We start from the raw sequence: 26,274 nt of genomic DNA, 5'->3' as shown, positions 1-26,274 counted from the left end.
ATCCTACGTCTCAAAGGTTCTTCGGCATCGAGGTCATGACGGTGAACGGGGGATCGAGATCCTCGTTGTACACGAGACGTGTTTCGACGCCCTGCACATTTCTCGCCTTGTCCGCCGGGAAGGGATCGCTCTTGAGCTCCGTCTTGCTGATGCTCCGGCCGCTGTCGCCGTACGGGGTATTGGGGACGCTGATGTCCAGGCGCTTCCGTTTACCGGGTTCCTGTTCCTTCTGCTCGGCTATCCACTCGCTGATCTGCTTGGAATTCTGGTCGATGTTGTACTGCGTCATCTTCTGCGCGGACTCCAGATCGGTGAAGGTCGACGCCTCCCCGACCATGGGCTGGCCGTAGGGCCAGTCCGTTCCGGGGCGGGGCGGCTTCTTCAGCTCGTCCCGCAGCCGCTGCGCCAACTGCTCGTCCGTCAGGCCGACGTGCTTGGTGACGGTGTGCGAGTTCTGCATCCACTCCGTCGACGCGAGATCGACCTTGTAGACCCCGTGGTCCGCGTCCCCCGGCGTGCTCCACTTGTGCTCGTTCTTGAAGTCGTTGAGCGAGCGTGCGCCGAACGCCTCCGCGCGCGCCTCCTCCGCCACATACGTCGGAGCGCTCAGCGACGCCTCGTGCAGCTCGGGTATGAGTGCCCTGAGCTTGTCCGCCTGCTCGTGGAACGCCTTGTGGTAGTCCTCCACCGCCTTGTCGGCACCGGACTTGTCCATGTGCGACCGGAAGACGGCGACCACCTTGCCGAACGTCGCGATGGCGGCGAGCTTGGTGAACTCGTCCCAGCTGAAGCCGTCGGGCGTCAGATCCTTGACCGTCGCCTTGGCCGCCTCGGTGGCCAGGTGCTCGGTGATCTTGCGGCATTTCTCCGCGGCGGTCGCCGCGTCGTGGAACGCCGTCTTCATCTCGTCGCCCGTCTTCTTCAGGACGTCGATGATGGGGCGGCGGGCGGACGGCGCCACCGAGGGATTGGTGCGCCAGTCCCGGCCGCCGGTGTCCCCCGGGCCCATGAAGCCACCGTCCGGCTTCCAGCTGCGGCCCCAGGCGGTGGTGCCCCAGATCGACTGGCAGAACGCGTTCATGGCGCCCTGCCAATCGCTGTTGCCGTCGTCGGTCAGGTACCCGATGCAGCCGGTGAACGCGTCCGCGGACTTCTGCGCGGCCTTGCCCGCGGCCTCCCAGGCGTTCCCGATGCTGCGCAGGTCGTCGGTCTCGGCCCCGGGCGTGATCTCGGCGGTCTTGCCCAGCCGCAGACCTTCCTCGACGGCGGGCTTGATCAAACCGGCCAGGAAGTCGGGTACGTCGCCGATCGCGCCCAGGATGGGGACGTCCGTGCCGTCGCCGGTGCCCGTCCACTTGATCGAGGCGACCGGGCCGTAGGACACCTTGCCCACGCCGATCGGAGGATCCCTGCGCGGGGGCGGCCCGAAGATGCCGCGGGACGACCAGTCGGCCGCCACGTAGTTGTTCGCGGTGAGGGTCAGTCCGACGGCGACCCCGCCGATGCTGGCCACGGCCTTCGCCCAGACCTCCAGGAACAGCTTGGCGACCTCGTCGTACGCCTTCGCGAAGTCGTCGGCGCCCGATCCCTTTCCGGCCGCCTGCCGGTGGTGCACGTCCTCGACCAGCTGCGTGGCGGCCTTGTGGAAGGTGAACTGTTCGTCTCGGATGAGCGCGGACGTGTAGTACACGTGAGCGGGCTCGATGTGGAAACCCTTGCCGTCGCTCCCCGGCGCGGGCTGCTTCAGCTGTTCCCGCTCCCACTTGCGGCGGGCGTCCGAGGGCCGGCCGTCGGCGCCGGTGGGCGGCGGCGGAGGCGGCTTGTAGTTCGGGTCCGGGGACGGGCCGGGACTGGGGTCCGGCAGCTTGGGCTCGCTCGGCTCGGCCGGAGGGTTCGGGTTCGCCGACGGACTGGTGGACGGGGACGGCTGCGGCGGGGACGGAGTCGCCATCAGGCCGCTCCCCAGCCGCGCAGTACCGCACGGTGCGCCGCCGCGTAGTTGGCGTGGCCGGTGGTCACGTACGCGTGCAGCCATTTCTGGGCCGCCTGGAGGTCCTGGGCCGAGCGGTCCCACTCGTCGAGCTTCTGCACGAAGACCTCGCGGGCCTCGCCCTTCCAGGACAGGACGACGGGCTCCACGCGGTCGAACAGGTCCTCCAGCCGGCCGTTGAGCTGCTTGAGGATGTCCTCCAGGTCGGAGGCGAGTTCGTGCAGGGTGGAGAACGAGACGGTGATGTGGTCGTCGGCGGAACCGGTCGACATGGTGCCCCCCTTGTGTCGGTAATCGTGGCAGAGCGTCTGGTCCGGCGTCCCGGAGCGTCAGAAGCCGTCGAGTGCGCTGCGCGGGGGAGCCGGTGTGCCGTCGGCTCCGGTGTTCGGTGTGGACAGCTTGTCGACGGCGCTGCCGATGTCGATGTGGATCCGCCGCATGTGCTCGAGCACCTGCAGATCGTCGGAGCTGAAGCCGTCGCGGCTCAACCGCACGGCCTCCTCGAGCTGTTTCATCACTTCCCGGATCCGCACGGCGTCCTCCGCCGCCGCACGGTGGAACTCCCGGTACGCCCGCGCCGCCGGGCCCTGCCAGCCGGCTTCGATGCGGTCGACCAGTTCGTCCATGCGTCTGACCTGCTGGTCCAGATGGTCCTGCATATGGCCGAGGTCGTTCGCCAGCTTGGTGAGGTCCTGGGACGAGACATGCAGGTCGGCGCCTTGCCCGTGCTCCTGCCCGGTCCGTCGAGTGCTCATGTCGTACCCCCCGTCGTCGGCGGCACCACTGGCCCACCGACGGAGTCATTCTACGGCGGTCTCTCCGGAAGTGACCTGGCCCGAGCCCGCGTCGGGGACCTCGGCCGTCAACTCCCGTCCGCCTTGCGGGTGAACCGGGAGCACGCCCGGCGGGCTCCGGGGAGCGCCGGCGGGACGCACCCCCGGCGCACACCTCACGCGCCCGTCCGGCGCGCCTTCTCAGCGCTCCCGGACGGTGGCCAGAGTTCTCCTTGCCGGAGTCGGGTGCCCGGCTCCAGGCGCAGTTCCGCTCTTCGCTCCAGAGGTTCGATGACGACGCAATCCGGCCGGACCCGCGGGCTCACGGTGTTGTTCGCCGCCGTGGCCATGGCCGCCGCCGGTCCGACCCCCGGCCGTCGTCGCGCCGCGCGCCGTACCCGCCCGGTGAACCACTCTCGACGAAGAGCTTCCTCGAAGGAACGCGAAGGAAAAGGTGACTGGTTTGCGTAGTTCCGCTCTCGCCACCGTGTTCGTGGCCGCGCTCGGCCTGCCGCTGGCCGCCACCGTGCCGGCCTCCGCCGCCGCTCCGGTGACGTACACGCATGCCCAGGCGGCCAAGGAGTTCCGGGCCCACGGAGTGTCGTGGACCTCGTCCGGGCACTGCGACAACCGCAACGACAGCAGGTGCACGTCGTTCACGGGCATCCGCCGCACCACCGTCGCCGGCGTCATCGCGCTGAAGCGCACGAGCCACTGCGCGGTGACGGTCACGGCGGGCACCGAGAAGGGCCACAGCCGGACGGGCAAGTACCGCCACGACAACGGCTACAAGGTCGACCTGCACGTGACCAACTGCCTGGACACCTACATCCGCAAGCACTTCCGCTCGGCGGGCACGCGCGGTGACGGCGCCAAGCTCTACAAGTCGTCCGGCGGCAACGTCTACGCCTACGAGAAGCCCAGGAAGGGCGCCCTGCACTGGGACGTCACCTACTACAACGGCAGCGTCTGACCGCCCCGGCGCGGCCCGTCAGCCGCCCCTGTCCGTGCGCGACACACGGGCAGGGGCCTCATGCGTCCGGGAGGCGGCCGGAACGGGCACCGATCCCTGACGGGGGATCAGGGGAGGTTCAGGGTTCCGACAGGGATGTCACGGATGGTGAGGATGTGATCGCGGGCGGCACGCTGGTGCCATGACGAAATCCCTTGCAGCCGACCGCCGTTCGGGTCACGCCCGTCGCGCCGTGGTCCTGGCGGGCGCCGCCGTCCTCGCCGGTACGGCTGCGCTCTGCGCCCCCGGCGCCGCCTACTCCGCGCCCCGCCCGGCCGCGTCCCCGCCCGCCGGTCCGTCGTCGGTGTCCCGGTCCGCCGGATCCGCCTCCGCCACGACCCCGGTGCCCGCGGCCGGCTTCCGTGACTGCCCGGCCCTTCCCGACGGTGTCGACCCGGCCCGCTGGAGATGCGAAGTGCACACGGCGGCCCCGAGGCTGACCATGGGCAAGGTGTCCGTGCAGCTCGCCCCGATCACCATGACGCACGCCGAGGGCCCCCTGCCGGACGGCGGCGACGGGCAGGTGTGGGGAGCGATGCGCACCACGCCGACCGCCCTGCCGGCGGCAGGCCCCGGCCCCGTCCGGCACCTCGCGATACAGCCTGTGTACGGCGGCAGTTCGGACTTCTACACCGGCCGGTTCAGCCTCCGCTTCCGTCTCCTCGGCCCGGGCCCGGCGCCCGGTTGCGAGATAGGCGCGAGTACCCCCGTGGACTTCCGGCTGACGCGCTCGGGCCCGTCCACCTGGGTCTCCCAGGACCCGCCGCTGATCGAGTTCTCGGCCTACGACGACACCTTCACGGTGCCCGCCGCCGAACACTGCGGTCCCCTCACCACCGTCCTCGACAGGCGCCTCGGACTGCCCGCGGCGAAAGGGAACCTGATGACCTACGACGCCTCGTACACCTTCAAGACCTACGACCGGCTGGGCTGGGACTGACGCCGGCCCCGGGGCCGTCTCCGAGACCTTCATCGCGGCACCCCGGCCGGTCCTCCCCGGATGCTCCGCCCGGGTTCGGGCAGCAGAAAGGGCCCGCCGCTGGGTGCGACGGGCCCGGGTGTCCGAAAGGAGGTCAGCCGAGCTTGGCGAAGCCGTAGTTGAGGAGCTTCGTGGCGTCCGACTGGCGCTGGTTGACGGAGCTGGAGGAGAGGACGGTGCCGATGACCGTCTTGCCGTGCCGGGTGGCGGCGAAGACCAGGCAGTAACCCGCCTCGGGGCCGGAGCCGGTCTTCACGCCGATGGTGCCGCTGTAACTGCTGAGCAGCGTGTTGGTGTTGGTCCACGTGCCCATCGTGCGGGTGCCGCCGGTCTTGGTCTTCGTCTTGGCCGTGTACGACTTGGTCTTGACGATGGTGCGGAACGTGGAGTTCTTCATCGCGCTGCTGGCGATCTTCGTCAGATCGCGCGGCGTCGAGTAGTTCTTGCCGTTGCCGATGCCGTCGAAGGAGTCGAAGTGCGTGTGCTTGAGGCCCAGGCTCTTCGCGGCGCTGTTCATCTTGCCGATGAAGTTGGACACGCGGGCGGCGCGGGTGGAGCCGGAGCCGTACTTGTCCGCGAGGGCGTAGGCGGCGTCGCAGCCGGACGGCAGCATCAGGCCGTACAGCAGCTGGCGGACGGTGACCTTGTCGCCCACGATCAGGTGCGCCTGGGAGGCGTTGTTCTTGACGACGTAGTCGCTGTACGCCTTCTGGATCGTCACCGTGGCGTCGAGGTTGAGGTTCTTCTGCGCCAGCACGACCTTCGCGGTCATGATCTTGGTGGTGGAGCCGGTGGATCGCGTGGTGTCCGCGGCCTTGGTGTACAGCGACGAACCGTTCGCGTTGTTCATCACATAACCGCCCTTGGCCACGATCGAAGGCGTCGTGACGGCCTGCGCGGGCGCCGCGGAGAGGGCGCCGGCGGCGAGCAGCGCGCCGGAGGTGACGGCGACGGCGGTGGCTCGGCGGAGGCGGATGCCCTTGATGCCGGTAATCAAAGCGATATACCCCGATTGTCTGGAATGCCCCTGGATGCGGCCGAGTTGAGGTGGCGAGAGTCGGGCCGCACATGTGTGACATGTAGGTAGCACAGAAGGTTGTGCGGCCGCCGGGGGTGATTCAGGTCATGTCCGCATCGTGGATACCGGTACGCGTTGCGTACCTGTTGTATCTATCCTGTGGGCATGAAGACGGCCGTCCCGCACTCCTCCCCGCCCACCAAACAGCCCCCCGCCGCCGACCGCGTCTACGCCCACGTCAAGCAGGGCGTCCTCGACCGCAGCTACGAGGGCGGCACCCTCCTCACCGAGGGGGAGCTGGCCGAGGCCGTAGGGGTGTCGCGCACCCCCGTGCGGGAGGCACTGCTGCGGCTGGAGGTCGAGGGCCTGATCCGGCTCTACCCCAAGAAGGGCGCACTGGTCCTGCCCGTCTCCGTGCAGGAGATCTCCGACGTGGTGGAGACCCGGCTGCTGGTGGAGGAGTACGCCGCCCGCAAGGCCGTACCCGCCCCGCCGGGGCTGGTGGAGCGGCTGGCCGAGCTGCTGGAGCAGCAGAAGGCGCAGGTCGCCTCGGGTGATCTGGCCGGGGCCGCGGCGACCGACCGCTGCTTCCACGCCGAGATCGTCCGCAGCGCGGGCAACGAGATCCTCTCCCGCCTCTACGACCAGATGCGCGACCGCCAGCTGCGGATGGGCGTCGCCGTCATGTACTCGCACCCCGACCGGGTCGCGAGGACCCTCGCCGAGCACGAGGAGATCCTGGAGGCGCTGCGGGCCGGGGACACGGACGCGGCCGTCGGGGTCGTGCACCGGCACGTGAGCCGGGTGTCGCTGCTCGCGCGGGGGGAGGCCCGATGAGCAAGGTCACCCTTCCGAGCGACCCGCCCGGCGGCCTGCGAGCCGTCGTGGTGTGGTCCATAGGCGTCGCGGTCTACTTCGTCGCCGTCATCTTCCGCACCTCGCTGGGGGTGGCCGGCCTCGACGCGGCGGCCCGCTTCCATGTGAACGCCTCCGCGCTGTCCACCTTCTCCATACTCCAGCTGCTGGTCTACGCCGGCATGCAGATACCCGTCGGCCTGATGGTCGACCGGCTCGGCACCAAGAAGGTGCTGGGGCTGGGCGCCGTGCTGTTCACCATCGGGCAGCTGGGCTTCGCCTTCTCCCCCTCCTACGGCACCGCCCTCGCCTCCCGGGCGCTGCTGGGCTGCGGCGACGCGATGACCTTCATCAGCGTGCTGCGACTGGGCACCCGCTGGTTCCCCGCCCGGCGCGGCCCGATGGTCGCGCAGCTCGCCGCCCTGGTCGGCATGGCGGGCAACCTGATCTCCACCCTCGTCCTGGCCCGGCTGCTGCACAGCATCGGCTGGACGCAGGCGTTCGCGGGCAGCGCGCTGGCCGGCGTGGTCGTCCTCGTGCTGACGCTGCTCTTCCTGAAGGACCACCCCGAGGGGCACGAGCCCGAGCCGTCCAGGCACCAGGGCTCCGCCTACGTCCGCCGGCAGATCGCCGAGGCCTGGCGCGAACCGGGCACCCGCCTCGGCATGTGGGTGCACTTCACCACCCAGTTCCCGGCGATGGTCTTCCTGCTGCTGTGGGGTCTGCCGTTCCTGGTCGAGGCGCAGGGCCTCAGCCGGGCCACGGCCGGCGAACTGCTGACCCTGGTGGTGCTGTCCAACATGGTGGTGGGCCTGGTCTACGGCCAGGTCGTGGCCCGGCACCACACCGCCCGGCTGCCGCTCGCGCTGGGCACCGTCGCGGCGACGGCGCTGCTGTGGGCGGCGACCATCTTCCACCCCGGTGCGCACGCGCCGATGTGGCTGCTGATCGTGCTCTGCGTGGTGCTCGGCGCGTGCGGTCCGGCCTCGATGATCGGGTTCGACTTCACCCGCCCCGCCAACCCGCCCGAGCGGCAGGGCACCGGCTCCGGGATCACCAACATGGGCGGCTTCATCGCCTCGATGACGACGCTGCTCGCGATCGGCGTGCTGCTGGACGCGACGAACGACAACTACACGGTCGCGTTCAGCGCGGTGTTCGTCCTCCAGGCGCTCGGCCTCAGCCAGATCCTGCGGCTGCGCGGCCGGGCGGCCCGCAGGGAGCGGGAGCGGCTGGTGGCCAGCCGGGTGGAGACGGTGCACGTACCCGCGTGAGCCCGGGGGCCGGGCCCGGGGTCAGCGCCGATCCGGCACGAGGGTGAGGTAGGCGATCCCGAGGACGCCCCGGTAGTTCATCCACTGGGCCCGGTGCCGGTCCAGGCGGGCCCGGGTCTCGGCCGCCAGCGGATGGTCCGGGTGGGCGGCGAGCCAGACCTCCAGGTCCGCCTGGTAGCCCGACTCGAACTCCTCCCACTCCTCGCGGCTCGCGGTCTCGGTCCACTCCGGCCGGAAACCGGCGGCGACGGCGAGATCGAGCAGGGTCTTGAGGTCGTAGTGGTCGCCGGCGCCGGCGCCCGGCCACATGCCCGACAGTTCGGCCTCGGTCGGCGGCCGCTCCCAGAAGCCCTCGCCGACCAGCACCCGGCCGTCGTCGCTCACCAGACGGCGCAGCTCGCGCAGGGCCTCGGCGGTGGCGGGTTCGGCCTGGCTGAGGGCCTGGGTGGCGCCCAGGCAGAGCACCAGGTCGGCCGGACCCCGCCGGGTGCCGAGGGCGGACTCCTCGGCGAACTCCACCCGGTGGGCGAGTCCGCGTTCCTCGGCGCCGCGCCGGGCGCGGGCGAGGTCCTCGGCGTTCACATCGACGCCGGTCCCGGTGGCGTCGGGCACCGCCGCCAGTATCCGGAGCAGCAACTCGCCCCAGCCGCAGCCGATGTCGAGGACGGTGCGGGGGCGGTTCGCGGCGAGGCGCCGGACGACGGCGTCGGCGCGGGCGGCGGAAAGGGGGCCGTGGAAGGTGAGCCGGGTGAGCCGGGGCAGGGCAGAGGTCATGCCGGGCACGCTAGAAGGATGCCCCGGCCGTCACCACCGATTTGCGGGCGACCCGGTCCCCCGGGGCCGGGCGAACCTCACGGGGTCACGGCGAAGTTGTGCAGGATGGCCTTCGTCAGGTCCTGGTCGCCGTCGGTCTTGACGCGGTCCGCCACCGCCTCGGGGGTCACCCGGCCGCACGCCAGCCGGACGTAGGTCTCCCAGTCGAGGGTGAGGGTGGCCACCGGGCCGAGCGCCGGGGCGGTCTCCAGGGTGCCGCGGCCCTGGATGTCGACGCGGATGGTGCGCAGGAACTCGACGGGCCCGCTCACGTCGAAGACGACGGCCGAACTGCGCGGCGCGTTCGCGTCCTTCGCGACGATCTTGGGCAGCGCTTCCAGCAGGACGTCACGGGTGACGTACGCGCCGGGCGAGTCGAGGTTGCCGGGGCGGCCGAGGGCCGTGCGCAGGTCCTGTTCGTGCACCCAGACGTCGAAGGCGCGCATCCGGTAGGCGTGTTCGAGGGTGATGTCCTTGCCCAGCGGTCCGCGCACCGTGGCGGAGGGGTCGCGGTTCTCGTTGCGCAGCTGGCGGTTGCGGCGGATGACCGTGTACTCCAGTTCGGCCGTCATCTCCGGCGCCGTGTGGTGGCGGCGGACGTCGACCTGCATCTCCATGTAGCGCTGGTGGTCGGTGGTGACGTGGAAGAGATCGCGCGGCAGGGAGTGGATGGGGCGCGGGTCGCCGAGCAGCTCGCAGTCCATCCCGATGACGTGCGACACGATGTCGCGCACCGACCATCCCGGGCATGGTGTCCGCCGGTTCCACTCGCCCTCGACCAGTGACTGCACCATCTCGGATATCGCGTCGATGGAGTGCGTCCAGGCGTCGGCGTAGGGCTGGAGGGTGGGATGCAGACTCACGGAACGGGACCCCTCGGCGGTCGGTACACGGGCAGGTTGTGGCGGCGTTGCCAGCGGGCGGCGGCTGCACGTCGGCGGGTGTCTGGGAAGCTAAGTTACGCTGCTGGCAGGCACCCCGGCAGTGCTTTCGCGTGACGATCGTAGGCCCGTGTGGACGACTCGAATGCCAGGACGGTGGTAGTGTGCGCGCCTCTCTGATCCAGATCGCCGTCGACGAGGGCGAATCGATCGCCTCGCGCAGGCGGCGCGCGGCCTCGCTGGTGCGTGAACAGGCCGGGGCCGACCTGGTGGTGCTGCCCGAGCTGTGGACCACCGGTGCCTTCGCCTACGAGGACTTCGGCCGCGAGGCCGAGCCGCTCCAAGGCCCGACGTACGAGGCGATGGCCAAGGCGGCGGCCGACGCGGGCGTGTGGCTGCACGCCGGGTCGATCCCCGAGCGCGCACCCTCCGGCGACGGCGCCACCGGCGAGGGCACGCTCTACAACACCTCCCTCGTCTTCTCCCCCTCCGGCGAACTGGCCGCCGCCTACCGCAAGATCCACCGTTTCGGCTTCGACAAGGGCGAGGCCGTGCTGATGGGCGCCGGACGCGACCTGGTGACGGTCCGGCACCCGCGGACCACGCTCGGCCTGGGCACCTGCTACGACCTGCGCTTCCCCGAGCTCTTCCGCGGACTCGTCGACGCCGGAGCCGAGGTGCTGGTGCTCCCGGCGGGCTGGCCCGAGCGGCGACGCGCGCACTGGACGCTGCTGGCCCAGGCGCGGGCGGTGGAGAACCAGGCGTTCGTGCTCGCCTGTGGAACGGCCGGGACCCACGCGGGAGTTCCGCAGGCCGGTCACTCGATCGTGGTGGACCCGTGGGGCGAGGTGCTGGCCGAGGCCGGTCCCGGCGAGGAGGTCCTCACCGTCGACTTCGACCCGGCGAGGGTGGCCGCCACCCGCGAGCAGTTCCCGGCGCTGAAGGACCGCGTCCTCGGACTGGCCCCGCCGACGCGGTAGGGGTCCGCCGGGCAGGGCCGGCGGCCGGGGTTCAGTCGTGCTCCCGCTCCTTCTCCGCCAGGTGGATCACGCACACCGCGACCGCGATGAGGAGCGCCGGGTCGGCGTCGTCGCGTACGACGTCCAACCCGTAGGTCTCCCGCAGGTGCAGCCAGCGCCGGGAGATCACGGCCAGCAGCTCGCCGTCGTACTCGACCGCGAACTCGCGGTCGAGGATCTTCCCGCTGACGTCCAGTTCGGTGCCGTCCGCCAGCGCGACCCGGTAGTGGTTGCGCAGCAGGGACAGCCGCTTGCGCCGGATGGTGGCCAGGCCCTCGCCGTCCCGTTCGATCACCATCGTGTCGCGCAGCGCGAACATCTTCTGGTGGATGTCGATCAGGACCCGGCCGTGGGCGTCCTTCAGCTCGAAGGTGTCCCGCAGCCGCATCGCCTTGCCGTCGACGAGGAACACCTTCCGGCCGTGCTCGTCCTCGATCCAGTAGTCCTCGCCGATGCCGAGGATCCGGTCGCGTACCAGGAATCTCATGCCTGAGCCCTTCCCCGGTACGGCGGATTCATCACGGCCGCACACAGGGCGATCGGCCGGGCGCGGACCGCTTTTCCACAGGCCGCGCGGGTGAGTTGCGCGGTTGTCCACAGGCCCGGCGGGATGTCGGGGGCGGGTGGCACTCTGGAGCCATGACCGACTCCGCGCGACCCCGACGCCCCCGCGTCCGTGCCCCCGAGCTGACCGGCGAGGGCGGCTGGCTGAACACGGGAGACTGCCGCTACACCCTGGCCGACCTGCGCGGACGCATAGTCGTCCTGGACTTCTGGACCTTCTGCTGCATCAACTGCCTGCACGTCCTGGACGAGCTGCGCGAGCTGGAGGAGCGGCACCGGGACACGGTGGTGGTGATCGGCGTGCACTCGCCTAAGTTCGCGCACGAGGCGGACCACCGGGCGGTCGCGGACGCGGTGGAGCGGTACGGCGTGGCACATCCGGTCCTGGACGATCCGCGGCTGGCCACGTGGAAGCAGTACGCGGTGCGCGCCTGGCCGACGCTCGTGGTGATCGACCCGGAGGGGTACGTGGTCGCCCAGCACGCGGGCGAGGGCCATGTGCACGCCATCGAGCGGCTGGTGACCGAGCTGGAGGCCGAGCACGGCGCGAAGGGCACCCTGCGCCGCGGCGACGGCCCGTACGTCCCGCCGGAGCCGGAGCCGACGACCCTGCGCTTCCCGGGCAAGGCCCTGCTGCTGCCCTCCGGCGGCTTCCTGGTCAGCGACACCACCCGGCACCAGCTGGTCGAGCTGGCGGCGGACGGGGAGACGGTGCTGCGGCGGTTCGGCAGCGGAGCCCGGGGCCTCGCGGACGGCGGCCCGCGCCAGGCGGCCTTCAACGAACCGCAGGGTCTCGCCCTGCTGGACGACGGCTCGGTGGCCGTCGCCGACACGGTCAACCACGCCCTGCGCCGGCTGGACCTCTCGACCGGCGAGGTGACCACCCTGGCCGGCACCGGCAAGCAGTGGTGGCGTGGCTCACCGGTCTCGGGCCCGGCCCGCGAGGTGGACCTCTCCTCGCCCTGGGACGTGGCCTGGTGGCAGGGCCGGGTGTGGATCGCCATGGCCGGCACACACCAGCTGTGGGCCTACGACCCGGTGACGCGGACCGTCGGTGTCACCGCGGGCACCACCAACGAGGGCCTGGTCGACGGCCCCGCCACCGAGGCGTGGTTCGCCCAGCCCTCCGGGCTCGCCGCCACCGCCGACCGGCTGTGGGTCGCCGACTCCGAGACCAGCGCGCTGCGCTGGGTGGACCCCGACGGGTCGGTGCACACCGCCGTCGGCACCGGCCTGTTCGACTTCGGACACCGCGACGGCCCCGCCGAACAGGCCCTGTTCCAGCATCCGTTGGGTGTCACCGCGCTGCCGGACGGGTCGGTCGCGGTCGCCGACACCTACAACCACGCCCTGCGCCGCTACGACCCGGCGACCGGCGAGGTCTCGACGCTCGCCACGGACCTGCGCGAGCCCGGCGGCGCCGTGCTCGTCGGCGAGGACATCGTGGTGGTGGAGTCGGCCCGGCACCAGCTGACCCGGCTGCGGCTGCCCCAGGAGGCGGTGCGGGTGGCACCGGTGGCCCACCGGACCCGGCGCGCGGCCACCGAGGTCAACCCCGGCCGCCTCCGGCTGGACGTGGTCTTCCAGGCGCCCGCGGGCCGGAAACCCGACGACCGCTTCGGCCCCGCCACCCGCCTCCTGGTCTCCTCGACCCCGCCCGAGCTGCTGCTCGAGGGCGAGGGAGCGGACACCGGCCTGAGCCGTGAGCTGGAGCTCGACCCGGCCGTCCGGGAAGGGGTGTTGCACATATCCGCGACGGCCGCGTCCTGCGACGACGACCCGGGCGTCGAGTATCCCGCCTGCCATGTCCACCAGCGGGACTGGGGCATCCCGGTCCGCCTCACCGAGGGTGCGGCGGACCGCCTGCCGCTCGTCCTGGCGGGCGTGGACGAGCAGGAGGGCGGTTCTCAGATGCCGTAGCCGTCCGTGTAGCCGTCGCCGGTGTGGTGGTGATGGTGGTGGGGTTCCTCCTCCACGACCGGCGTCGGCGGTACGACGACCCGCCGACGCCGCGCGATACCGCTGAACGTGGCGGTGCCGATCAGGCCGACGGCCATCAGGATCAGGCCGACGACCGTGAGGTTGACACCGTTCATGTGCCAGTCGGTAGCGAACGTGAGTATGGCCCCCACGGCGATGAGGATGATGCATCCGCCGAGCCCCATGAGGCTTCGCCTCCCCTTTCGGTTCCGGAATCTCCGGTCTCGTCCGGGTACCCCGGGGCTTTCCGACTAGCCCTCCAGAAAAGCCGTCAGGGCGTTCGCGAGGAGGAACGGGTCGTCGGCGCCGCACAGTTCGCGGGCGCTGTGCATGGAGAGGATGGCCACGCCGATGTCGACCGTGCGGATGCCGTGCCGGGCCGCGGTGATCGGGCCGATGGTCGTGCCGCAGGGCATGGAGTTGTTGGAGACGAAGTGCTGGAAGGGGACGTTCGCCCGCTCGCAGGCCGCGGCGAACACCGCGCGCCCCGAACCGTCGGTGGCGTAGCGGTTGTTGACGTTCACCTTGAGGATCGGGCCGCCGTTGACCCGGGGGTGGTGCGTCGGGTCGTGCCGTTCCGCGTAGTTGGGGTGCACGGCGTGGCCGGTGTCCGAGGACAGGCACACGGTGCCGGCGAAGGCGCGGGCGCGGTCCTCGTAGGAGCCGCCGCGGGCGAACACCGAGCGCTCCAGGACGGAGCCGAGCAGCGGGCCGTCGGCGCCGGTGTCGGACTGCGAGCCGTTCTCCTCGTGGTCGAAGGCGGCCAGCACCGGGATGTGGGTCAGCGAGGCGGCGGAGGTCGCGGCGGCGGCCAGCGCGGCCGCGCCCGCGTGCACCGACAGCAGGTTGTCCATGCGCGGCCCGGCGACCAGTTCGCGGTCCCGGCCGAGGTAGGCCGGTGCCTCCACCGGGTGCACCATCAGGTCCCAGCCGGCCACCGAACGGGCGTCGAGGCCGGCCTCCTGCTCCAGGAAGGAGATCAGATCGCCGTCGAGCACCTCGTCGCCCAGGCCCCACACCGGCTGGAGGTGCCGCTGCTTGTCCAGCTTGAGTCCCTCGGTACTCACCGAGCGGTCCAGGTGGATGGCCAGCTGCGGCACCCGCAGCAGCGGCCGGTCCACGTTCACCAGGACCGTGGAGCCGTCGCGCAGGGTGAGCCGGCCGGCCAGGCCCAGGTCGCGGTCGAGCCAGGAGTTCATCAGCGGGCCGCCGTAGATCTCCACGGCGACCTGGCGCCAGCCGTGCGCCCCGCTGTCCGGGCGCGGCTTGATCCGCAGGTTGGGGGAGTCGGTGTGCGCGCCGATGATGTGGAAGGGCATGTGCGGCGCGGCGCCCTCGGGGACGTACCAGGCGACGATCGCACCGCCGCGCAGCACGAACCGGCCGCCGCTGGTGCCGTCCCAGGCGTCCGTCTCGGCGACCTGCCTGAAGCCTGCCTTCTCCAGCCGCTCGGCGACGTTCGCCACGGCGTGGTACGGCGACGGGCTCGCCGCGAGGAAGGCCATCAGGTCGTCGGTGTGGCCGCGGTCGAAGGTGAGGGGTGCGCGCGCAGCGCTCGCGGGAGGGGTGGCGGCGGGCGACGGGCTGGATGGTGCGCTCATGGGATTCACCTTAACGACGTGCACGGGCCCGCTCCCGGTAAGGGGAAGCGGGCCCGTGCGGGGATACGACGGGGACGTCCCAAACGTCGGGAAGGCGTATCCGAATCGTCCGGAAGCGTCCGGGGCGAGGTCTTAGAAGGCGGCCTCGTCCAGCTCCATCAGGTCCAGCTCGACGCCCGAGGCGACCTTGCGGGCCAGGGTGACGCCGGGCAGGACGTTCGCGGCGAAGAACTTCGCCGCGGCGATCTTGCCGGTGTAGAACGCCTTGTCCTTCGCGGAGGCCGTGGCCAGCTTCTCGGCGGCGACCGCGGCACCCTTGAGCAGCAGGTAGCCGACGATGACGTCGCCGGAGGCGAGCAGCAGGCGGGTGGTGTTCAGGCCGACCTTGTAGATGTTCTTGGCGTCCTCCTGGGTGGCGGACAGGTCGGTCAGCATCAGGCCGACGATCGCCTCCAGCTCGACGGCGGCCTTGGCCAGGTGCTCGCGGGCGCCCGCCAGTTCCTCGCCGCCGGTGCCGAGCGCCAGGAACTTCTTGATGTCCTCGGCGAGCGAGTTCAGCGCGGCGCCCTGGTTGCGGACGATCTTGCGGAAGAAGAAGTCCTGGCCCTGGATCGCGGTGGTGCCCTCGTAGAGGGTGTCGATCTTGGAGTCCCGGATGTACTGCTCGATCGGGTACTCCTGGAGGAAGCCGGAGCCGCCGAAGGTCTGGAGCGACTGGGCCAGCTGCTCGTAGGCCTTCTCCGAGCCGTAGCCCTTGACGACCGGCAGCAGCAGGTCGTTGAGGGCGTGCTCGGCGGTGGCGTCCTCGCCGTTCGCCTCCTTGATCTGGATCGCGTCCTGGATCGAGGCGGTGTACATCACCAGGGCGCGCATGCCCTCCGCGTACGCCTTCTGCGTCATCAGCGAGCGGCGCACGTCGGGGTGGTGGGTGATGGTGACCTTGGGCGCGGTCTTGTCCATGAAGTTGGCCAGATCCGGACCCTGGACGCGCTCCTTGGCGTACTCCAGGGCGTTCAGGTAGCCGGTGGACAGGGTGGAGATCGCCTTCGTGCCGACCATCATGCGGGCGAACTCGATGATGCGGAACATCTGGCGGATGCCGTCGTGCTTGTCGCCGATCAGCCAGCCCTTGGCGGGGTGCTTGTCGCCGAAGGTCATCTCGCACGTGTTGGAGGCCTTCAGGCCCATCTTGTGCTCGACGTTGGTGGCGTAGACGCCGTTGCGCTCGCCCAGCTCGCCGGTCTCGAAGTCGAACAGGTACTTCGGCACGAGGAAGAGGGACAGGCCCTTGGTGCCGGGGCCGGCGCCCTCGGGGCGCGCGAGCACGTAGTGGAGGATGTTCTCCGACATGTCGTGCTCACCCGAGGTGATGAAGCGCTTCACGCCCTCGATGTGCCAGGAGCCGTCCTCCTGCTGCACGGCCTTGGTGCGGCCGGCGCCCACGTCGGAGCCCGCGTCGGGCTCGGTGAGCACCATGGTGGAGCCCCACTGCTTCTCCACGGCGACCTTGGCGATGTGCTTCTGGACCTCGTTGCCCTCCTCGAAGAGGATGCCGGCGAACGCCGGGCCCGAGGAGTACATCCACACGGCCGGGTTGGCGCCCAGGATCAGCTCGGCGTAGGCCCAGATCAGGGAGCGCGGCGAGGTGGTGCCGCCGATCTCCTCGGGCAGGCCGAGGCGCCAGTACTCGGAGTCCATGAAGGCCTGGTAGCTCTTCTTGAAGGACGCCGGCACCGGGGCGGTGTTGGTCTCCGGGTCGAAGACGGGCGGGTTGCGGTCGGCGTCGGCGAAGGACTCGGCCAGCTCGTTCTCCGAGAGGCGGGTCAGCTCCTCCAGGACGCTCTTGGCGGTCTCGACGTCCATCTCCTCGAACGGGCCGGTGCCGTACACCTTGTCGCGCCCGAGTACTTCGAAGAGGTTGAACTCGATGTCGCGGAGATTCGACTTGTAGTGCCCCATGGCGACGGCTCCGTTGAGGGATCGGCGAGGCACTGACTCCTCGCATTCGGTTCACGTACCAACAAGTAGCTACGATGATGCTACCCGTCGGTAATAAGGCGCAACCCCTGTCCCGACAAGTGTGAGAAGGGTCTACTCCCGCGGGCCGTTCGGGTCCATCCCTGCGGCGGCCATTCCCTCGGTACGCTTGCGCCCATGTACGGATACGGCCAGCCCATGGACGGCGGCGCCGCGCAGCAGCAGTACACGTCGGGGCAGCAGCAGATGGCGGGCGGGGCCGGCGGGTACGGCCAGCAGCCGCCGCTCTACCCGGAGCCGTCCCCGCCGTCGCTCGCGGACGCGGTGCGCGCGTTCACCACCGGGCAGATGTCCCCCGAGGACTTCCAGCAGATCTTCGCCACGTCGAAGGTGTACTGCCCGCGCGGCGACACCCCCGGCTTCCTCGCCCTGCACAACACCCAGCAGCCGGTGATCCCGATGTTCACCTCGCTCAAGGAGCTGCGGCGGTACGCGGGCAAGGAGTCCAAGTACTTCGTGATCACCGGCGCGGAGGTGATCGACCTGCTGCCGACCGGCTACGGCTTCGTCCTGGACATGGAGGGCGAGCACCGGATGGTGTTCGACGCGAAGGCGGTCGAGCAGATGGTGGACTACGCGATGCGCCGTATGTACGGCTGAGATCGCCCGTACGGCTGAGAGTGGCCGTTCGAGGAGCCCGGAGGGAATGCCCTCCGGGCTCTTTCTGTTGTGGGTGGCGGAAAGTTCAACGCTCAACTAAACTGGGCGTACGAAGGAGGTAGCCACCATGCCTGCAGTGACCGTCGAGAACCCGTTGACGCTGCCCCGTGTGACCGCTCCCGCCGATGCCGTGGCGCGGCCGGTGCTCACCGTCACCACCGCTCCCAGCGGCTACGAGGGCGAGGGCTTCCCGGTGCGCCGGGCGTTCGCGGGGATCAATTACCGCCACCTCGACCCGTTCATCATGATGGACCAGATGGGCGAGGTGGAGTACGCGCCGGGCGAGCCCAAGGGCACCCCCTGGCACCCGCACCGCGGGTTCGAGACCGTCACCTACATCATCGACGGCGTCTTCGACCACCAGGACAGTCACGGCGGTGGCGGCACCATCACCAACGGCGACACCCAGTGGATGACGGCCGGCGCCGGCCTGCTGCACATCGAGGCGCCGCCGGAGCACCTGGTGGTCTCGGGCGGCCTCTTCCACGGGGTCCAGCTGTGGGTGAACCTCCCCGCCAAGGACAAGATGATGGCCCCGCGCTACCAGGACATCCGGGCTGGCAGCGTCCAGCTGCTGACCTCGCCGGACGGCGGCGCGCTGCTCCGGGTCATCGCGGGCGAACTGGACGGCCACGCGGGCCCCGGCATCACGCACACCCCGATCAGCATGGTCCACGCGACGCTCGCGCCGGGCGCGGAGATCACCCTGCCCTGGCGGGAGGACTTCAACGGCCTGGCGTACGTGCTGGCGGGCCGCGGCAGCGTCGGCGTCGAGCGACGTCCCGTCCGCACGGGCCAGACGGCGGTCTTCGGCGCCGGGTCCTCGCTGACCGTGCGTGCGGACGAGCAGCAGGACGGCAACACGCCGGACCTGGAGGTCGTCCTCCTCGGCGGCCGGCCGATCCGCGAGCCGATGGCCCACTACGGCCCGTTCGTCATGAACACCAAGGACGAGCTGATGCAGGCCTTCGAGGACTACCAGAAGGGCCGTCTGGGGACGGTCCCGGCGGTGCACGGCATGACGGACGAGGGTCCCGGGGCCTGAACCCGGGGCGCCGCCGCGCCACAGAACGAGGAGGCCCCCGCCGGGCCGAGGACGTCCCGGCGGGGGCCTTCCTCACCCGCCCGGACCCGCGGGCAGGACACCCGGCCGCGGCCGTGATCCGCTGGGAACGTGCTGCTGTTGCCCGAGCCGGTCCGCCGGCTCGCCGCCTGGTGCGTCGTGCTGCTGCTCGTCGCCGGGGTCGGCTGGATCGGGGTGCGGCTGTGCGGGGAGCTGCGCACGGCCGTCACGGCGGTGCTGCTGGCGCTGCTGGGCACCGCCCTGCTCGCCCCGCTGCACCGGCGGCTCGTGCGGGCCGGTGTGCGGCGCTCCGTGTCGGCGGGGCTGACCTGCGTCGCCGTGGTCGCCGTCGTCGGCGGCGCCGTCTACATCGTGGTCGCCGCCCTCGTCGACAGCGGCGACGAGATCATCGCCTCCTTGCGCGACGCGGGCAAGAGCCTCTCCCGGCACTTCGGCGCCGCCGGGACCGGCCTGGACGACATCGCCGCCAACTCCCGGGAACTGCTGCGGAAGTTCGGCGGCACGGCCGCGTCCAACGTCATCAGCGGGGTCAGCGTCGTGGGCGAGGGCATCGCCATCGCGGTGCTCGCCCTCGTCCTGGTCTTCTTCTTCCTGCGCGACTCCCACCTCGTCCTGGGCACCCTGCGGGCCGTCGCCCCCGGGGGCACCGCCGACACCCTGGAGGCCGTCGCCCGGCGCGCCTACGAGGCGGTCGAGGGGTTCATGCGCGGCACCACCCTGATCGCGCTGATCGACGCCCTGTGCACCACCGTCGGCCTGCTGATCCTGCGGGTGCCGGGCGCGCTCGGGCTCGGCGCGCTGGTGTTCGTCGGCGCCTACATCCCCTACCTCGGCGCGTTCCTCTCCGGCGCGGTCGCGGTGCTGGTCGCCCTCGCCGACCGGGGCTTCGTCATCGCGCTGTGGACGCTCGGCGTGGTCCTCGCCGTGCAGCTGCTGGAGGGGCACGTGCTGCAGCCGGTGATCCAGAGCCGCACCGTGCAGATGCACCCGGCGGTGGTGATGGTCACCATCACGGCCGGCGCCTCGGTGGCGGGCATCCTCGGCATGCTCCTGGCCGTCCCGCTGACCGCGGCCGCCTTCGGCGTCGTCCAGGAACTGCGCACCCGCTACGCGTCCTCGCCGCCCGGCCCCGAGCCCCCGGGGCCCGCCGGCACCCCGGCCCCCGAGCGCTCGTAGAGCTCGAACCAGATGCTCTTGCCGTCACCTCTCGGCTCCACCCCCCAGGTGTCCGCCAGGATGCCGATCAGCAGCAGCCCCCGCCCGGACGAGGCGAGTTCGCCGGGGCGGCGCTTGTGCGGGAGGTCGTCGCCGGTGTCGAAGACCTCCACCCGCAGCAGGCGCCGGTCGCCGTCCGTGGCGACCTCGGCCAGCAGCAGGGCGTCGGTGTCGGTGTGCACCAGCACATTGGTGACCATCTCGCAGGCCAGCAACTCGGCCGAGTCCACCTGGTCGGGGTCGGCCCAGTCGTGCAGCAGCTCGCGCACGTACCGGCGGGCCTCGGCGATCCGCTCGGGCTCGTCCTGTCCCACCGGCAGCAGCACGCGCCGCACCAGGGGCCGCACCGCCGCGCCGCCGTCCGGGTCACTGCCGCGTCCCGGACGGCACAGCAGCACCAGCGCGATGTCGTCCTCGCGGCGGTCGGCCAGCGGGCCGGTGGTGTGGTGCGAGGAGGGCCCGTGCACACCCTGCACCAGCGCGTCGGCCAGCGACTCCAGGTCGCCCTCGTGGTCCTCCAGGATCGCGCGCAGCCGCCGCCAGCCGCTCTCCAGGTCGTGCCCGCCGGTCTCGATCAGCCCGTCGGTGCACAGCATCAGCGTCTCCCCCGGCTGGAGCGCGAACCGGGTCGTCGGATAGTCCGCGTCCGGGTCGATGCCCAGCGGCAGCCCGCCCGCCGTCGGCCGCTTCATCACCGTGCCGTCGGCCATCCGGATCACCGGGTCCGGATGGCCCGCGCGGGCGATCTCCAGCCGTCCGGTCGCCGGGTCGACCGCCACGTACAGGCAGGTCGCGAAGCGCGCGTCGGACAACTCCTCGTCCTGGGTGATCCCGTGCAGGAAGCGGGCGGCCCGCGAGAGCACGGCGTCCGGGCGGTGCCCCTCGGAGGCGTAGGCGCGCAGGGCGATCCGCAGCTGGCCCATCAGCCCCGCCGCCCGCACGTCATGCCCCTGCACGTCCCCGATGACCAGCGCGAAGCGGCCGGAGGGCAGCGGGATCATGTCGTACCAGTCGCCGCCCACCTGGAGTCCGCCGCCGGTCGGGATGTAGCGGGCGGCGATCCGGATCCCCGGGATGCGCGGGCCGAGCGAGGGCAGCATGGAGCGTTGCAGCCCCTCCGTCAGCTCCCGCTCGGACTCGGCGGTCTCCGCCCGGGACAGGGCCTGGGCGAGCATCCGGGCCACCGTCGTCAGCACCGCGCGTTCGTCGGGGGTGAAGGCCACCGGATAGGCGAATCCCGCCATCCAGGCGCCCATCGTGCGCCCGCCCACGGTCAGCGGCAGGAACGCCCACGAGCTGCGTCCGAAGGGCCGGGCGAGCGGCCAGGTCACCGGATAGCGGTCCTTGTACTCCTCGGGCGAGGAGAGGTACACCGCACGGCCGGTGCGCACCACCTCGGCCGCCGGGTACTCCATGGCCAGCGGCATCTGGGTGAAGGGGCCCATGTCGTCGGTCCGGTGCCCGTGGTGGCCGATCATCGTCAGCCGGTCGCCCTCCACGCCGAACACCACCAGCCCGTCCGGTGAGAACCCCGGCATCGACAGGCCCGCGGCGACCCGCAGCACCTCGGCCGTGGACCGCGCCTCCGCCAGCGCCCGGCCCGCGTCCAGCAGGAACGCCTCCCGCGAGCGCCGCCAGGGCCCGGTGACCGTGGAGCGGCCGCCCGCCTCCGGGCCCGGCTCGGCGACCTCCTGAAGGGTGCCGGTCAGCACATAGGCGTGCCGCTCGCGGTCGTACGACGGCTTGGACCGGCTGCGCACGACGCGCAGCACCTCGCCGCGCTCGTCCATGATCCGCACACGCACCTCGGCGAGCGTGTCCTCGGCGACCGCGAGCTGCACCACCGAAGTGATCTCGTTCCAGTCCACCGGGTGCAGCCGGGCCCGGGTCTGGGCCTCGGTGAGGGTGGCCGGCGTCGCGGGCAGCCCGAGCAGCCGTGCCGCCTCCGCGTCCACGGTGACCAGCTTGTCCGCCGTGTCCCAGTGCCACACACCGGTCGCGAGGGCGGCGAGGACGTCCCCTACGGCCGGGAGCGGCTCACCTGTGCGCATTGTCCCCATTTAAGACAATGTGCGCGCGGCGTGCCACCGTAGGGCCGCGGGCCGCAAATGGTGGGGAGCCGATCTTGGGGTGGCCGGTACCCTTGGTTCAGCTGGGGGCGGCAACCCCGGTGATCACCAACTCAATCCGCGAAGGACGATGAACGACGATGCATCGGTACAGGTCCCACACCTGCGGCCAGCTCCGCGCCTCTGACGTCGGCACCGACGTCCGGCTCAGTGGCTGGCTGCACAATCGGCGCGACCTGGGCGGCATCCTCTTCATCGATCTGCGCGACCACTACGGCATCACGCAGCTGGTCGCCCGCCCCGGCACGCCCGCCTACGAGGCCCTGGACAAGCTCTCCAAGGAGTCCACGGTCCGCGTCGACGGCAAGGTTGTTTCACGTGGAACCGAGAACGTGAACCCCGACCTGCCGACCGGCGAGATCGAGGTCGAGGTGACCGAGGTCGAGCTGCTCGGCGCGGCCCAGCCGCTGCCCTTCACCATCAACGCCGAGGACGGCGTCAACGAGGAACGGCGCCTGGAGTACCGCTTCCTCGACCTGCGCCGCGAGCGCATGCACCGCAACATCATGCTGCGCACGGCGGTCATCTCCGCGATCCGCCACAAGATGACCGCGCTCGGCTTCAACGAGATGGCGACGCCGATCCTGTCCGCGACCTCCCCTGAGGGCGCCCGCGACTTCGTCGTCCCCTCCCGGCTGAACCCCGGCAAGTTCTACGCCCTGCCGCAGGCCCCGCAGCAGTTCAAGCAGCTGCTGATGATCTCCGGCTTCGACCGCTACTTCCAGATCGCGCCCTGCTTCCGCGACGAGGACGCCCGCGCCGACCGCTCGCCGGGCGAGTTCTACCAGCTCGACGTCGAGATGAGCTTCGTCGAGCAGGAGGACGTCTTCCAGCCGATCGAGAAGCTCATGACCGAGCTGTTCGAGGAGTTCGGCGGCGGCCGGCACGTCACCTCCCCCTTCCCGCGGATCCCGTTCCGCGAGGCGATGCTGAAGTACGGCTCCGACAAGCCGGACCTGCGCGCCAAGCTGGAGCTGGTGGACATCACCGATGTCTTCGAGGGCTCGGAGTTCAAGGCGTTCGCCGGCAAGCACGTGCGCGCGCTGCCGGTGCCGGCGGTCCAGGACCAGCCGCGCAAGTTCTTCGACCAGCTCGGTGACTACGCGGTCTCGCTGGGCGCCAAGGGCCTGGCCTGGGTCCGCGTCGGCGAGGACGGCACGCTGTCCGGCCCGATCGCCAAGTTCCTCACCGAGGAGAACGTCGCCGAGCTGACCAAGCGCCTCTCGCTGGCCCCCGGCCACGCGATCTTCTTCGGCGCGGGCGAGTACGACGAGGTCTCGAAGATCATGGGCGCGGTCCGCGTCGAGGCCGCCAAGCGCGCCGGCCACTTCGAGGAGAACGTCTTCCGCTTCTGCTGGATCGTCGACTTCCCGATGTACGAGAAGGACGAGGAGACCGGCAAGATCGACTTCTCGCACAACCCCTTCTCGATGCCGCAGGGCGGCCTGGAGGCCCTTCAGACCCAGGACCCGCTGGATATCCTGGGCTGGCAGTACGACATCGTCTGCAACGGTGTCGAGCTGTCCTCCGGCGCGATCCGGAACCACGAGCCGGAGATCATGCTGAAGGCCTTCGAGATCGCGGGCTACGACCGGGAGACCGTCGAGGAGAAGTTCGCGGGCATGCTCCGCGCGTTCCGCTTCGGCGCCCCGCCGCACGGCGGCATCGCCCCGGGCGTGGACCGCATCGTCATGCTCCTCGCGGACGAGCCCAGCATCCGCGAGACGATCGCCTTCCCGCTCAACGGCAACGCCCAGGACCTGATGATGGGCGCCCCGACCGAGTTGGAGGAGGCCCGCCTGCGCGAGCTGCACCTGGAGATCAGGAAGCCGCAGCCGAAGTAGTCCCTCCGGTGGTCGTCGAAACGCCCGGGGCCCTTGGGGTCCCGGGCGTTTCGCGTCACTCGGCGTCGTCCCCGCCCTCCGAGTCCTCCGTGTCCTCCACGTCGGGTGAGGCGCCATCCTCCAGCAGCCGCTCGGCGATGTCGTCGGACCACCGCTGCGCCCAGGCGCGCAGCCCGGTGAGCGCCGCCTCGTCCAGGCCGTACCGGGTGAACTGGGCGTCGGCGTAGAAGTCCGTGCCGGTCAGCCGGGACTGGAGGGTGGGCAGGTCGAAGACGTCATGGGCGTGCCGGCGTCCCAGCTCCTCCAGATCGGGCAGGGAGAAGCGGGCCGCCGCCGCTTCGGCGTCGATCAGGTCGACGGCCGCGCCCCGGTCGTAGAGCGCGCGGATCTTCGTGCCGACGGCGTCCTCCAGGCAGAGGGTGGGGCCGTACTCGGTGAGCTCCGGCGGCCCCCACAGACTCTCCTTGTGCAGGGCGAGGACACAGGACTCACCGGTCGGCGGGTCGGTGACGGTCAGCTGCGCGGTGCGCTCGGTGGCGGCGCCGGGGCGCACGGCACGGCCGCGCGCCTCCAGGGCGGCGGCGAGGGCACCGGCGAGGCGGTCCATGGGCTCGGCGCTCTCGGTGGCGAGGTCCACGTTGGCGTGCGGGCGCCGGACCAGTCCGTGCGCCTGGAGGGCGTAGCCGCCGGCGAGCACCAGACCGTGCGGTCCGCCCGCGGTGACGGCGTCCGCGAGGAGCCGCCGGTGGGGTTCGGGAAGGTTCACGGCATCCGTACTTTGCCAGACGGGCCGCCGGTGACGGCGGATGCGGGAAGGACCCGGGAGCGGTGCGGCTTCCGGGTCCTTCGGGTGTGCGCTGCCTCAGGCGGTCGGCTTCTCCTCCAAGCGGGGGAAGAGGACCGCGCCCTTGGTGACGGTCGAGCCCGCCGGAAGCCTGCCCCAGTCGCCCGCGTCCTGGACCCGCTGTTCGGCGAGCGCGCCGAGGGACGCCTCTGCGCCCAGGGAGTCCCAGAGCTTCTGCGAGGTCTCCGGCATCACCGGGTTGAGCAGGACGGCGACGGCGCGCAGGGACTCGGCGGCGGTGTAGAGGATGGTCGCGAGGCGGGCCCGGCCCTCCTCGGAGTCGTCCTTGGCCACCTTCCACGGCTCCTGCTCCGTGATGTAGCCGTTGACCTGCTTGACGAACTCGAAGACGGCCAGGATGCCGCCCTGGAAGTCCAGTTCCTCGCCGATCTTCCGGTCGGCCTCGGCGACCGCCTTGGCGAGACCCTCGTGCACCGCCGCCTCCGCGGAGCCGTCCGCCGTGGCCGCGGGCAGGGTGCCGCCGAAGTACTTGCCGACCATGGCGGCCACGCGGGAGGCGAGGTTGCCGTAGTCGTTGGCCAGCTCGCTGGTGTAGCGGGCGGAGAAGTCCTCCCAGGAGAAGGAGCCGTCCTGCCCGAAGGCGATGGCGCGCAGGAAGTACCAGCGGTAGGCGTCGACGCCGAAGTGAGTGGTGAGGTCCTGCGGCTTGATGCCGGTCAGGTTGGACTTCGACATCTTCTCGCCGCCGACCATCAGCCAGCCGTTGGCCGCGATCTTGCTGGGCAGGGGCAGGCCCTGGGCCATCAGCATGGCCGGCCAGATCACCGCGTGGAAGCGGAGGATGTCCTTGCCGACGAGATGGACGTCGGCCGGGAAGGTCTCCTCGAACTTCTCCTGGTTCTCGTTGTAGCCGACCGCCGTGGCGTAGTTCAGCAGGGCGTCGACCCACACGTAGATGACGTGCTTGTCGTCCCAGGGGATCGGGATGCCCCAGTCGAAGGTCGAGCGGGAGATGGAGAGGTCCTGCAGGCCCTGGCGGACGAAGTTCACGACCTCGTTGCGCGCGGACTCGGGCTGGATGAAGCCCGGGTTGGCCTCGTAGTGGGCGAGGAGCTTCTCGCCGTACTCGCTGAGGCGGAAGAAGTAGTTCTCCTCGCTGAGGATCTCCACCGGACGCTTGTGGATGGGGCACAGCTTCTGGCCCGCGTACTCGCCCTCGCCGTCGAGGAGCTCGCCCGGGAGCTTGTACTCCTCGCAGCCGACGCAGTAGGGGCCCTCGTAGCCGCCCTTGTAGATCTCGCCCTTGTCGTACAGGTCCTGCACGAACTCCTGGACGCGGTCGGTGTGCCGCTGCTGGGTGGTGCGGATGAAGTCGTCGTTCGCGATCTCCAGGTGCTCCCAGAGAGGCTTCCAGGCCTCGGTGACGAGCTTGTCCGCCCACTGCTGGGGCGTCACCCCGTTCGCCTCGGCCGTGCGCATGATCTTCTGACCGTGCTCGTCCGTGCCGGTGAGGTACCACACCTTCTCACCGCGCTGGCGGTGCCAGCGCGTGAGCACGTCGCCTGCGACGGTCGTGTAGGCGTGGCCCAGGTGAGGAGCGTCGTTGACGTAGTAGATGGGCGTGGAGACGTAGTACGCCTTCCCCGCCTGCTTCTCGGATCCAGTGGCCGCCATAAGGCGAAATCCTACTGGTCCCGCGGAGATCGCCTCACACGTGTTTCGGGGGGTGGACGTCTCGGTC

General features: G+C 70.9%; 23 protein-coding genes. 10 read left to right on the top strand and 13 right to left on the bottom strand.

What is annotated here, in order from left to right; translation table 11 throughout:
* Positions 1-10: 10 nt before the first annotated feature.
* Genes ACSP97_RS17700 through ACSP97_RS17690 form a run of 3 tightly spaced genes read right to left on the bottom strand, consistent with a single transcriptional unit; the run spans position 11 to position 2,745 of the window.
* Complete coding sequence (locus ACSP97_RS17700) at positions 11-1,951, bottom strand: RNase A-like domain-containing protein (RefSeq protein WP_355528740.1); 1,941 nt, start codon at positions 1,949-1,951, stop codon at positions 11-13.
* Positions 1,951-2,262, bottom strand: coding sequence for a WXG100 family type VII secretion target (locus ACSP97_RS17695; RefSeq protein WP_070024379.1), 312 nt, complete (start codon positions 2,260-2,262; stop codon positions 1,951-1,953). The genes ACSP97_RS17700 and ACSP97_RS17695 overlap by 1 nt, the downstream gene beginning before the upstream one ends.
* Positions 2,263-2,319: 57 nt before the next feature.
* Entirely contained in the window at positions 2,320-2,745 is a 426-nt protein-coding gene (locus tag ACSP97_RS17690; protein WP_355146398.1) for a WXG100 family type VII secretion target, read from the bottom strand.
* A 472-nt stretch (positions 2,746-3,217) separates the two neighbouring features.
* Here ACSP97_RS17690 and ACSP97_RS17685 point away from each other — a divergent pair, with 472 nt between their 5' ends.
* The gene (locus ACSP97_RS17685; protein ID WP_440558251.1) at positions 3,218-3,736 is read left to right on the top strand and encodes a hypothetical protein; all 519 of its coding nucleotides are present in this window, start codon (positions 3,218-3,220) and stop codon (positions 3,734-3,736) included.
* A gap of 181 nt (positions 3,737-3,917) precedes the next feature.
* Positions 3,918-4,715, top strand: a complete 798-nt coding sequence (locus tag ACSP97_RS17680; RefSeq protein WP_440558250.1) for a hypothetical protein — start codon at positions 3,918-3,920, stop codon at positions 4,713-4,715.
* A gap of 133 nt (positions 4,716-4,848) precedes the next feature.
* On the opposite strand, the gene ACSP97_RS17675 is transcribed toward ACSP97_RS17680, so the two are convergent.
* The gene (locus ACSP97_RS17675; RefSeq protein WP_355146392.1) at positions 4,849-5,751 is read right to left on the bottom strand and encodes a D-alanyl-D-alanine carboxypeptidase family protein; all 903 of its coding nucleotides are present in this window, start codon (positions 5,749-5,751) and stop codon (positions 4,849-4,851) included.
* A 186-nt stretch (positions 5,752-5,937) separates the two neighbouring features.
* Here ACSP97_RS17675 and ACSP97_RS17670 point away from each other — a divergent pair, with 186 nt between their 5' ends.
* Together ACSP97_RS17670 and ACSP97_RS17665 are read left to right on the top strand one after the other, a co-directional pair.
* A complete protein-coding gene (locus ACSP97_RS17670; protein ID WP_355146390.1) occupies positions 5,938-6,609 on the top strand; it encodes a GntR family transcriptional regulator in 672 nt (223 codons plus the stop codon).
* Positions 6,606-7,901, top strand: coding sequence for an MFS transporter (locus tag ACSP97_RS17665; protein WP_355146387.1), 1,296 nt, complete (start codon positions 6,606-6,608; stop codon positions 7,899-7,901). The genes ACSP97_RS17670 and ACSP97_RS17665 overlap by 4 nt, the downstream gene beginning before the upstream one ends.
* 21 nt (positions 7,902-7,922) lie before the next feature.
* Here ACSP97_RS17665 and ACSP97_RS17660 read toward each other — a convergent pair whose 3' ends face one another.
* Together ACSP97_RS17660 and ACSP97_RS17655 are read right to left on the bottom strand one after the other, a co-directional pair.
* Positions 7,923-8,675: an SAM-dependent methyltransferase gene (locus ACSP97_RS17660; protein ID WP_358673526.1), complete on the bottom strand. Its 753-nt coding sequence runs from the start codon at positions 8,673-8,675 to the stop codon at positions 7,923-7,925.
* Between the two features lie 77 nt (positions 8,676-8,752).
* Positions 8,753-9,577: a maleylpyruvate isomerase family mycothiol-dependent enzyme gene (locus tag ACSP97_RS17655; RefSeq protein WP_355146383.1), complete on the bottom strand. Its 825-nt coding sequence runs from the start codon at positions 9,575-9,577 to the stop codon at positions 8,753-8,755.
* 182 nt (positions 9,578-9,759) lie between these two features.
* On the opposite strand from ACSP97_RS17655, the gene ACSP97_RS17650 reads away from it, so the two are divergent.
* A complete protein-coding gene (locus tag ACSP97_RS17650; RefSeq protein ID WP_358270096.1) occupies positions 9,760-10,575 on the top strand; it encodes a carbon-nitrogen family hydrolase in 816 nt (271 codons plus the stop codon).
* Positions 10,576-10,606: 31 nt separating this feature from the next.
* On the opposite strand, the gene ACSP97_RS17645 is transcribed toward ACSP97_RS17650, so the two are convergent.
* Positions 10,607-11,101 carry an LURP-one-related/scramblase family protein gene (locus ACSP97_RS17645; RefSeq protein WP_440558247.1) on the bottom strand — a complete coding sequence of 165 codons (495 nt, stop codon included), beginning with the start codon at positions 11,099-11,101 and terminating at the stop codon, positions 10,607-10,609.
* Between the two features lie 152 nt (positions 11,102-11,253).
* Here ACSP97_RS17645 and ACSP97_RS17640 point away from each other — a divergent pair, with 152 nt between their 5' ends.
* Positions 11,254-13,098: an NHL domain-containing thioredoxin family protein gene (locus ACSP97_RS17640; RefSeq protein ID WP_440558245.1), complete on the top strand. Its 1,845-nt coding sequence runs from the start codon at positions 11,254-11,256 to the stop codon at positions 13,096-13,098.
* Here ACSP97_RS17640 and ACSP97_RS17635 read toward each other — a convergent pair.
* From ACSP97_RS17635 to ACSP97_RS17625, 3 genes are all read right to left on the bottom strand, one after another.
* Positions 13,086-13,343, bottom strand: a complete 258-nt coding sequence (locus ACSP97_RS17635) for a DUF6458 family protein (protein WP_355146375.1) — start codon at positions 13,341-13,343, stop codon at positions 13,086-13,088. The two genes, ACSP97_RS17640 and ACSP97_RS17635, sit on opposite strands and share 13 nt — an antisense overlap.
* A gap of 66 nt (positions 13,344-13,409) precedes the next feature.
* Positions 13,410-14,663, bottom strand: coding sequence for a M18 family aminopeptidase (locus tag ACSP97_RS17630; RefSeq protein WP_440558450.1), 1,254 nt, complete (start codon positions 14,661-14,663; stop codon positions 13,410-13,412).
* 228 nt (positions 14,664-14,891) lie between these two features.
* The gene (locus ACSP97_RS17625; protein WP_355528720.1) at positions 14,892-16,718 is read right to left on the bottom strand and encodes an acyl-CoA dehydrogenase; all 1,827 of its coding nucleotides are present in this window, start codon (positions 16,716-16,718) and stop codon (positions 14,892-14,894) included.
* Between the two features lie 195 nt (positions 16,719-16,913).
* Here ACSP97_RS17625 and ACSP97_RS17620 point away from each other — a divergent pair, with 195 nt between their 5' ends.
* The 3 genes from ACSP97_RS17620 to ACSP97_RS17610 all read left to right on the top strand — a co-directional run bounded on the left by ACSP97_RS17620 (position 16,914) and on the right by ACSP97_RS17610 (position 19,716).
* On the top strand, positions 16,914-17,396 hold the full coding sequence (locus ACSP97_RS17620) for an SseB family protein (protein ID WP_071828465.1): 483 nt from the start codon (positions 16,914-16,916) through the stop codon (positions 17,394-17,396).
* A gap of 127 nt (positions 17,397-17,523) precedes the next feature.
* Positions 17,524-18,501: a pirin family protein gene (locus ACSP97_RS17615; protein WP_355146369.1), complete on the top strand. Its 978-nt coding sequence runs from the start codon at positions 17,524-17,526 to the stop codon at positions 18,499-18,501.
* A gap of 129 nt (positions 18,502-18,630) precedes the next feature.
* A complete protein-coding gene (locus ACSP97_RS17610; protein WP_355146367.1) occupies positions 18,631-19,716 on the top strand; it encodes an AI-2E family transporter in 1,086 nt (361 codons plus the stop codon).
* Here the strand turns inward: ACSP97_RS17610 and ACSP97_RS17605 are convergent.
* Positions 19,647-21,806, bottom strand: coding sequence for a SpoIIE family protein phosphatase (locus ACSP97_RS17605; RefSeq protein WP_355146365.1), 2,160 nt, complete (start codon positions 21,804-21,806; stop codon positions 19,647-19,649). The two genes, ACSP97_RS17610 and ACSP97_RS17605, sit on opposite strands and share 70 nt — an antisense overlap.
* Before the next feature lie 158 nt (positions 21,807-21,964).
* On the opposite strand from ACSP97_RS17605, the gene aspS reads away from it, so the two are divergent.
* The gene (aspS, locus tag ACSP97_RS17600; RefSeq protein WP_364723806.1) at positions 21,965-23,728 is read left to right on the top strand and encodes an aspartate--tRNA ligase; all 1,764 of its coding nucleotides are present in this window, start codon (positions 21,965-21,967) and stop codon (positions 23,726-23,728) included.
* A gap of 55 nt (positions 23,729-23,783) precedes the next feature.
* Here aspS and ACSP97_RS17595 read toward each other — a convergent pair whose 3' ends face one another.
* Both ACSP97_RS17595 and metG read right to left on the bottom strand, forming a co-directional pair.
* Complete coding sequence (locus ACSP97_RS17595) at positions 23,784-24,494, bottom strand: hypothetical protein (protein ID WP_355528711.1); 711 nt, start codon at positions 24,492-24,494, stop codon at positions 23,784-23,786.
* A gap of 96 nt (positions 24,495-24,590) precedes the next feature.
* Positions 24,591-26,207, bottom strand: a complete 1,617-nt coding sequence (gene metG / locus ACSP97_RS17590) for a methionine--tRNA ligase (protein WP_355146359.1) — start codon at positions 26,205-26,207, stop codon at positions 24,591-24,593.
* Positions 26,208-26,274 lie beyond the last annotated feature (67 nt).

Origin of the sequence: Streptomyces sp. SCPE 10 (genome assembly GCF_051980735.1) — a bacterium.
Taxonomy (GTDB): Bacteria; Actinomycetota; Actinomycetes; order Streptomycetales; family Streptomycetaceae; genus Streptomyces; species Streptomyces misionensis.
Note: the sequence above shows the minus strand (reverse complement) of the source record. Positions and strands in the feature narration are given on the sequence as shown.

Coding starts and splice junctions, on each gene's coding strand:
- ACSP97_RS17700 (WP_355528740.1), bottom strand. CDS start 1,951: ATGGCGACTCCGTCCCCGCCGCAGCCGTCCCCGTCCACCAGTCCGTCG.
- ACSP97_RS17695 (WP_070024379.1), bottom strand. CDS start 2,262: ATGTCGACCGGTTCCGCCGACGACCACATCACCGTCTCGTTCTCCACC.
- ACSP97_RS17690 (WP_355146398.1), bottom strand. CDS start 2,745: ATGAGCACTCGACGGACCGGGCAGGAGCACGGGCAAGGCGCCGACCTG.
- ACSP97_RS17680 (WP_440558250.1), top strand. CDS start 3,918: ATGACGAAATCCCTTGCAGCCGACCGCCGTTCGGGTCACGCCCGTCGC.
- ACSP97_RS17670 (WP_355146390.1), top strand. CDS start 5,938: ATGAAGACGGCCGTCCCGCACTCCTCCCCGCCCACCAAACAGCCCCCC.
- ACSP97_RS17665 (WP_355146387.1), top strand. CDS start 6,606: ATGAGCAAGGTCACCCTTCCGAGCGACCCGCCCGGCGGCCTGCGAGCC.
- ACSP97_RS17660 (WP_358673526.1), bottom strand. CDS start 8,675: ATGACCTCTGCCCTGCCCCGGCTCACCCGGCTCACCTTCCACGGCCCC.
- ACSP97_RS17645 (WP_440558247.1), bottom strand. CDS start 11,101: ATGAGATTCCTGGTACGCGACCGGATCCTCGGCATCGGCGAGGACTAC.
- ACSP97_RS17640 (WP_440558245.1), top strand. CDS start 11,254: ATGACCGACTCCGCGCGACCCCGACGCCCCCGCGTCCGTGCCCCCGAG.
- ACSP97_RS17635 (WP_355146375.1), bottom strand. CDS start 13,343: ATGGGGCTCGGCGGATGCATCATCCTCATCGCCGTGGGGGCCATACTC.
- ACSP97_RS17630 (WP_440558450.1), bottom strand. CDS start 14,663: ATGGCCTTCCTCGCGGCGAGCCCGTCGCCGTACCACGCCGTGGCGAAC.
- ACSP97_RS17625 (WP_355528720.1), bottom strand. CDS start 16,718: ATGGGGCACTACAAGTCGAATCTCCGCGACATCGAGTTCAACCTCTTC.
- ACSP97_RS17620 (WP_071828465.1), top strand. CDS start 16,914: ATGTACGGATACGGCCAGCCCATGGACGGCGGCGCCGCGCAGCAGCAG.
- ACSP97_RS17615 (WP_355146369.1), top strand. CDS start 17,524: ATGCCTGCAGTGACCGTCGAGAACCCGTTGACGCTGCCCCGTGTGACC.
- ACSP97_RS17605 (WP_355146365.1), bottom strand. CDS start 21,806: ATGCGCACAGGTGAGCCGCTCCCGGCCGTAGGGGACGTCCTCGCCGCC.
- aspS (WP_364723806.1), top strand. CDS start 21,965: ATGCATCGGTACAGGTCCCACACCTGCGGCCAGCTCCGCGCCTCTGAC.
- metG (WP_355146359.1), bottom strand. CDS start 26,207: ATGGCGGCCACTGGATCCGAGAAGCAGGCGGGGAAGGCGTACTACGTC.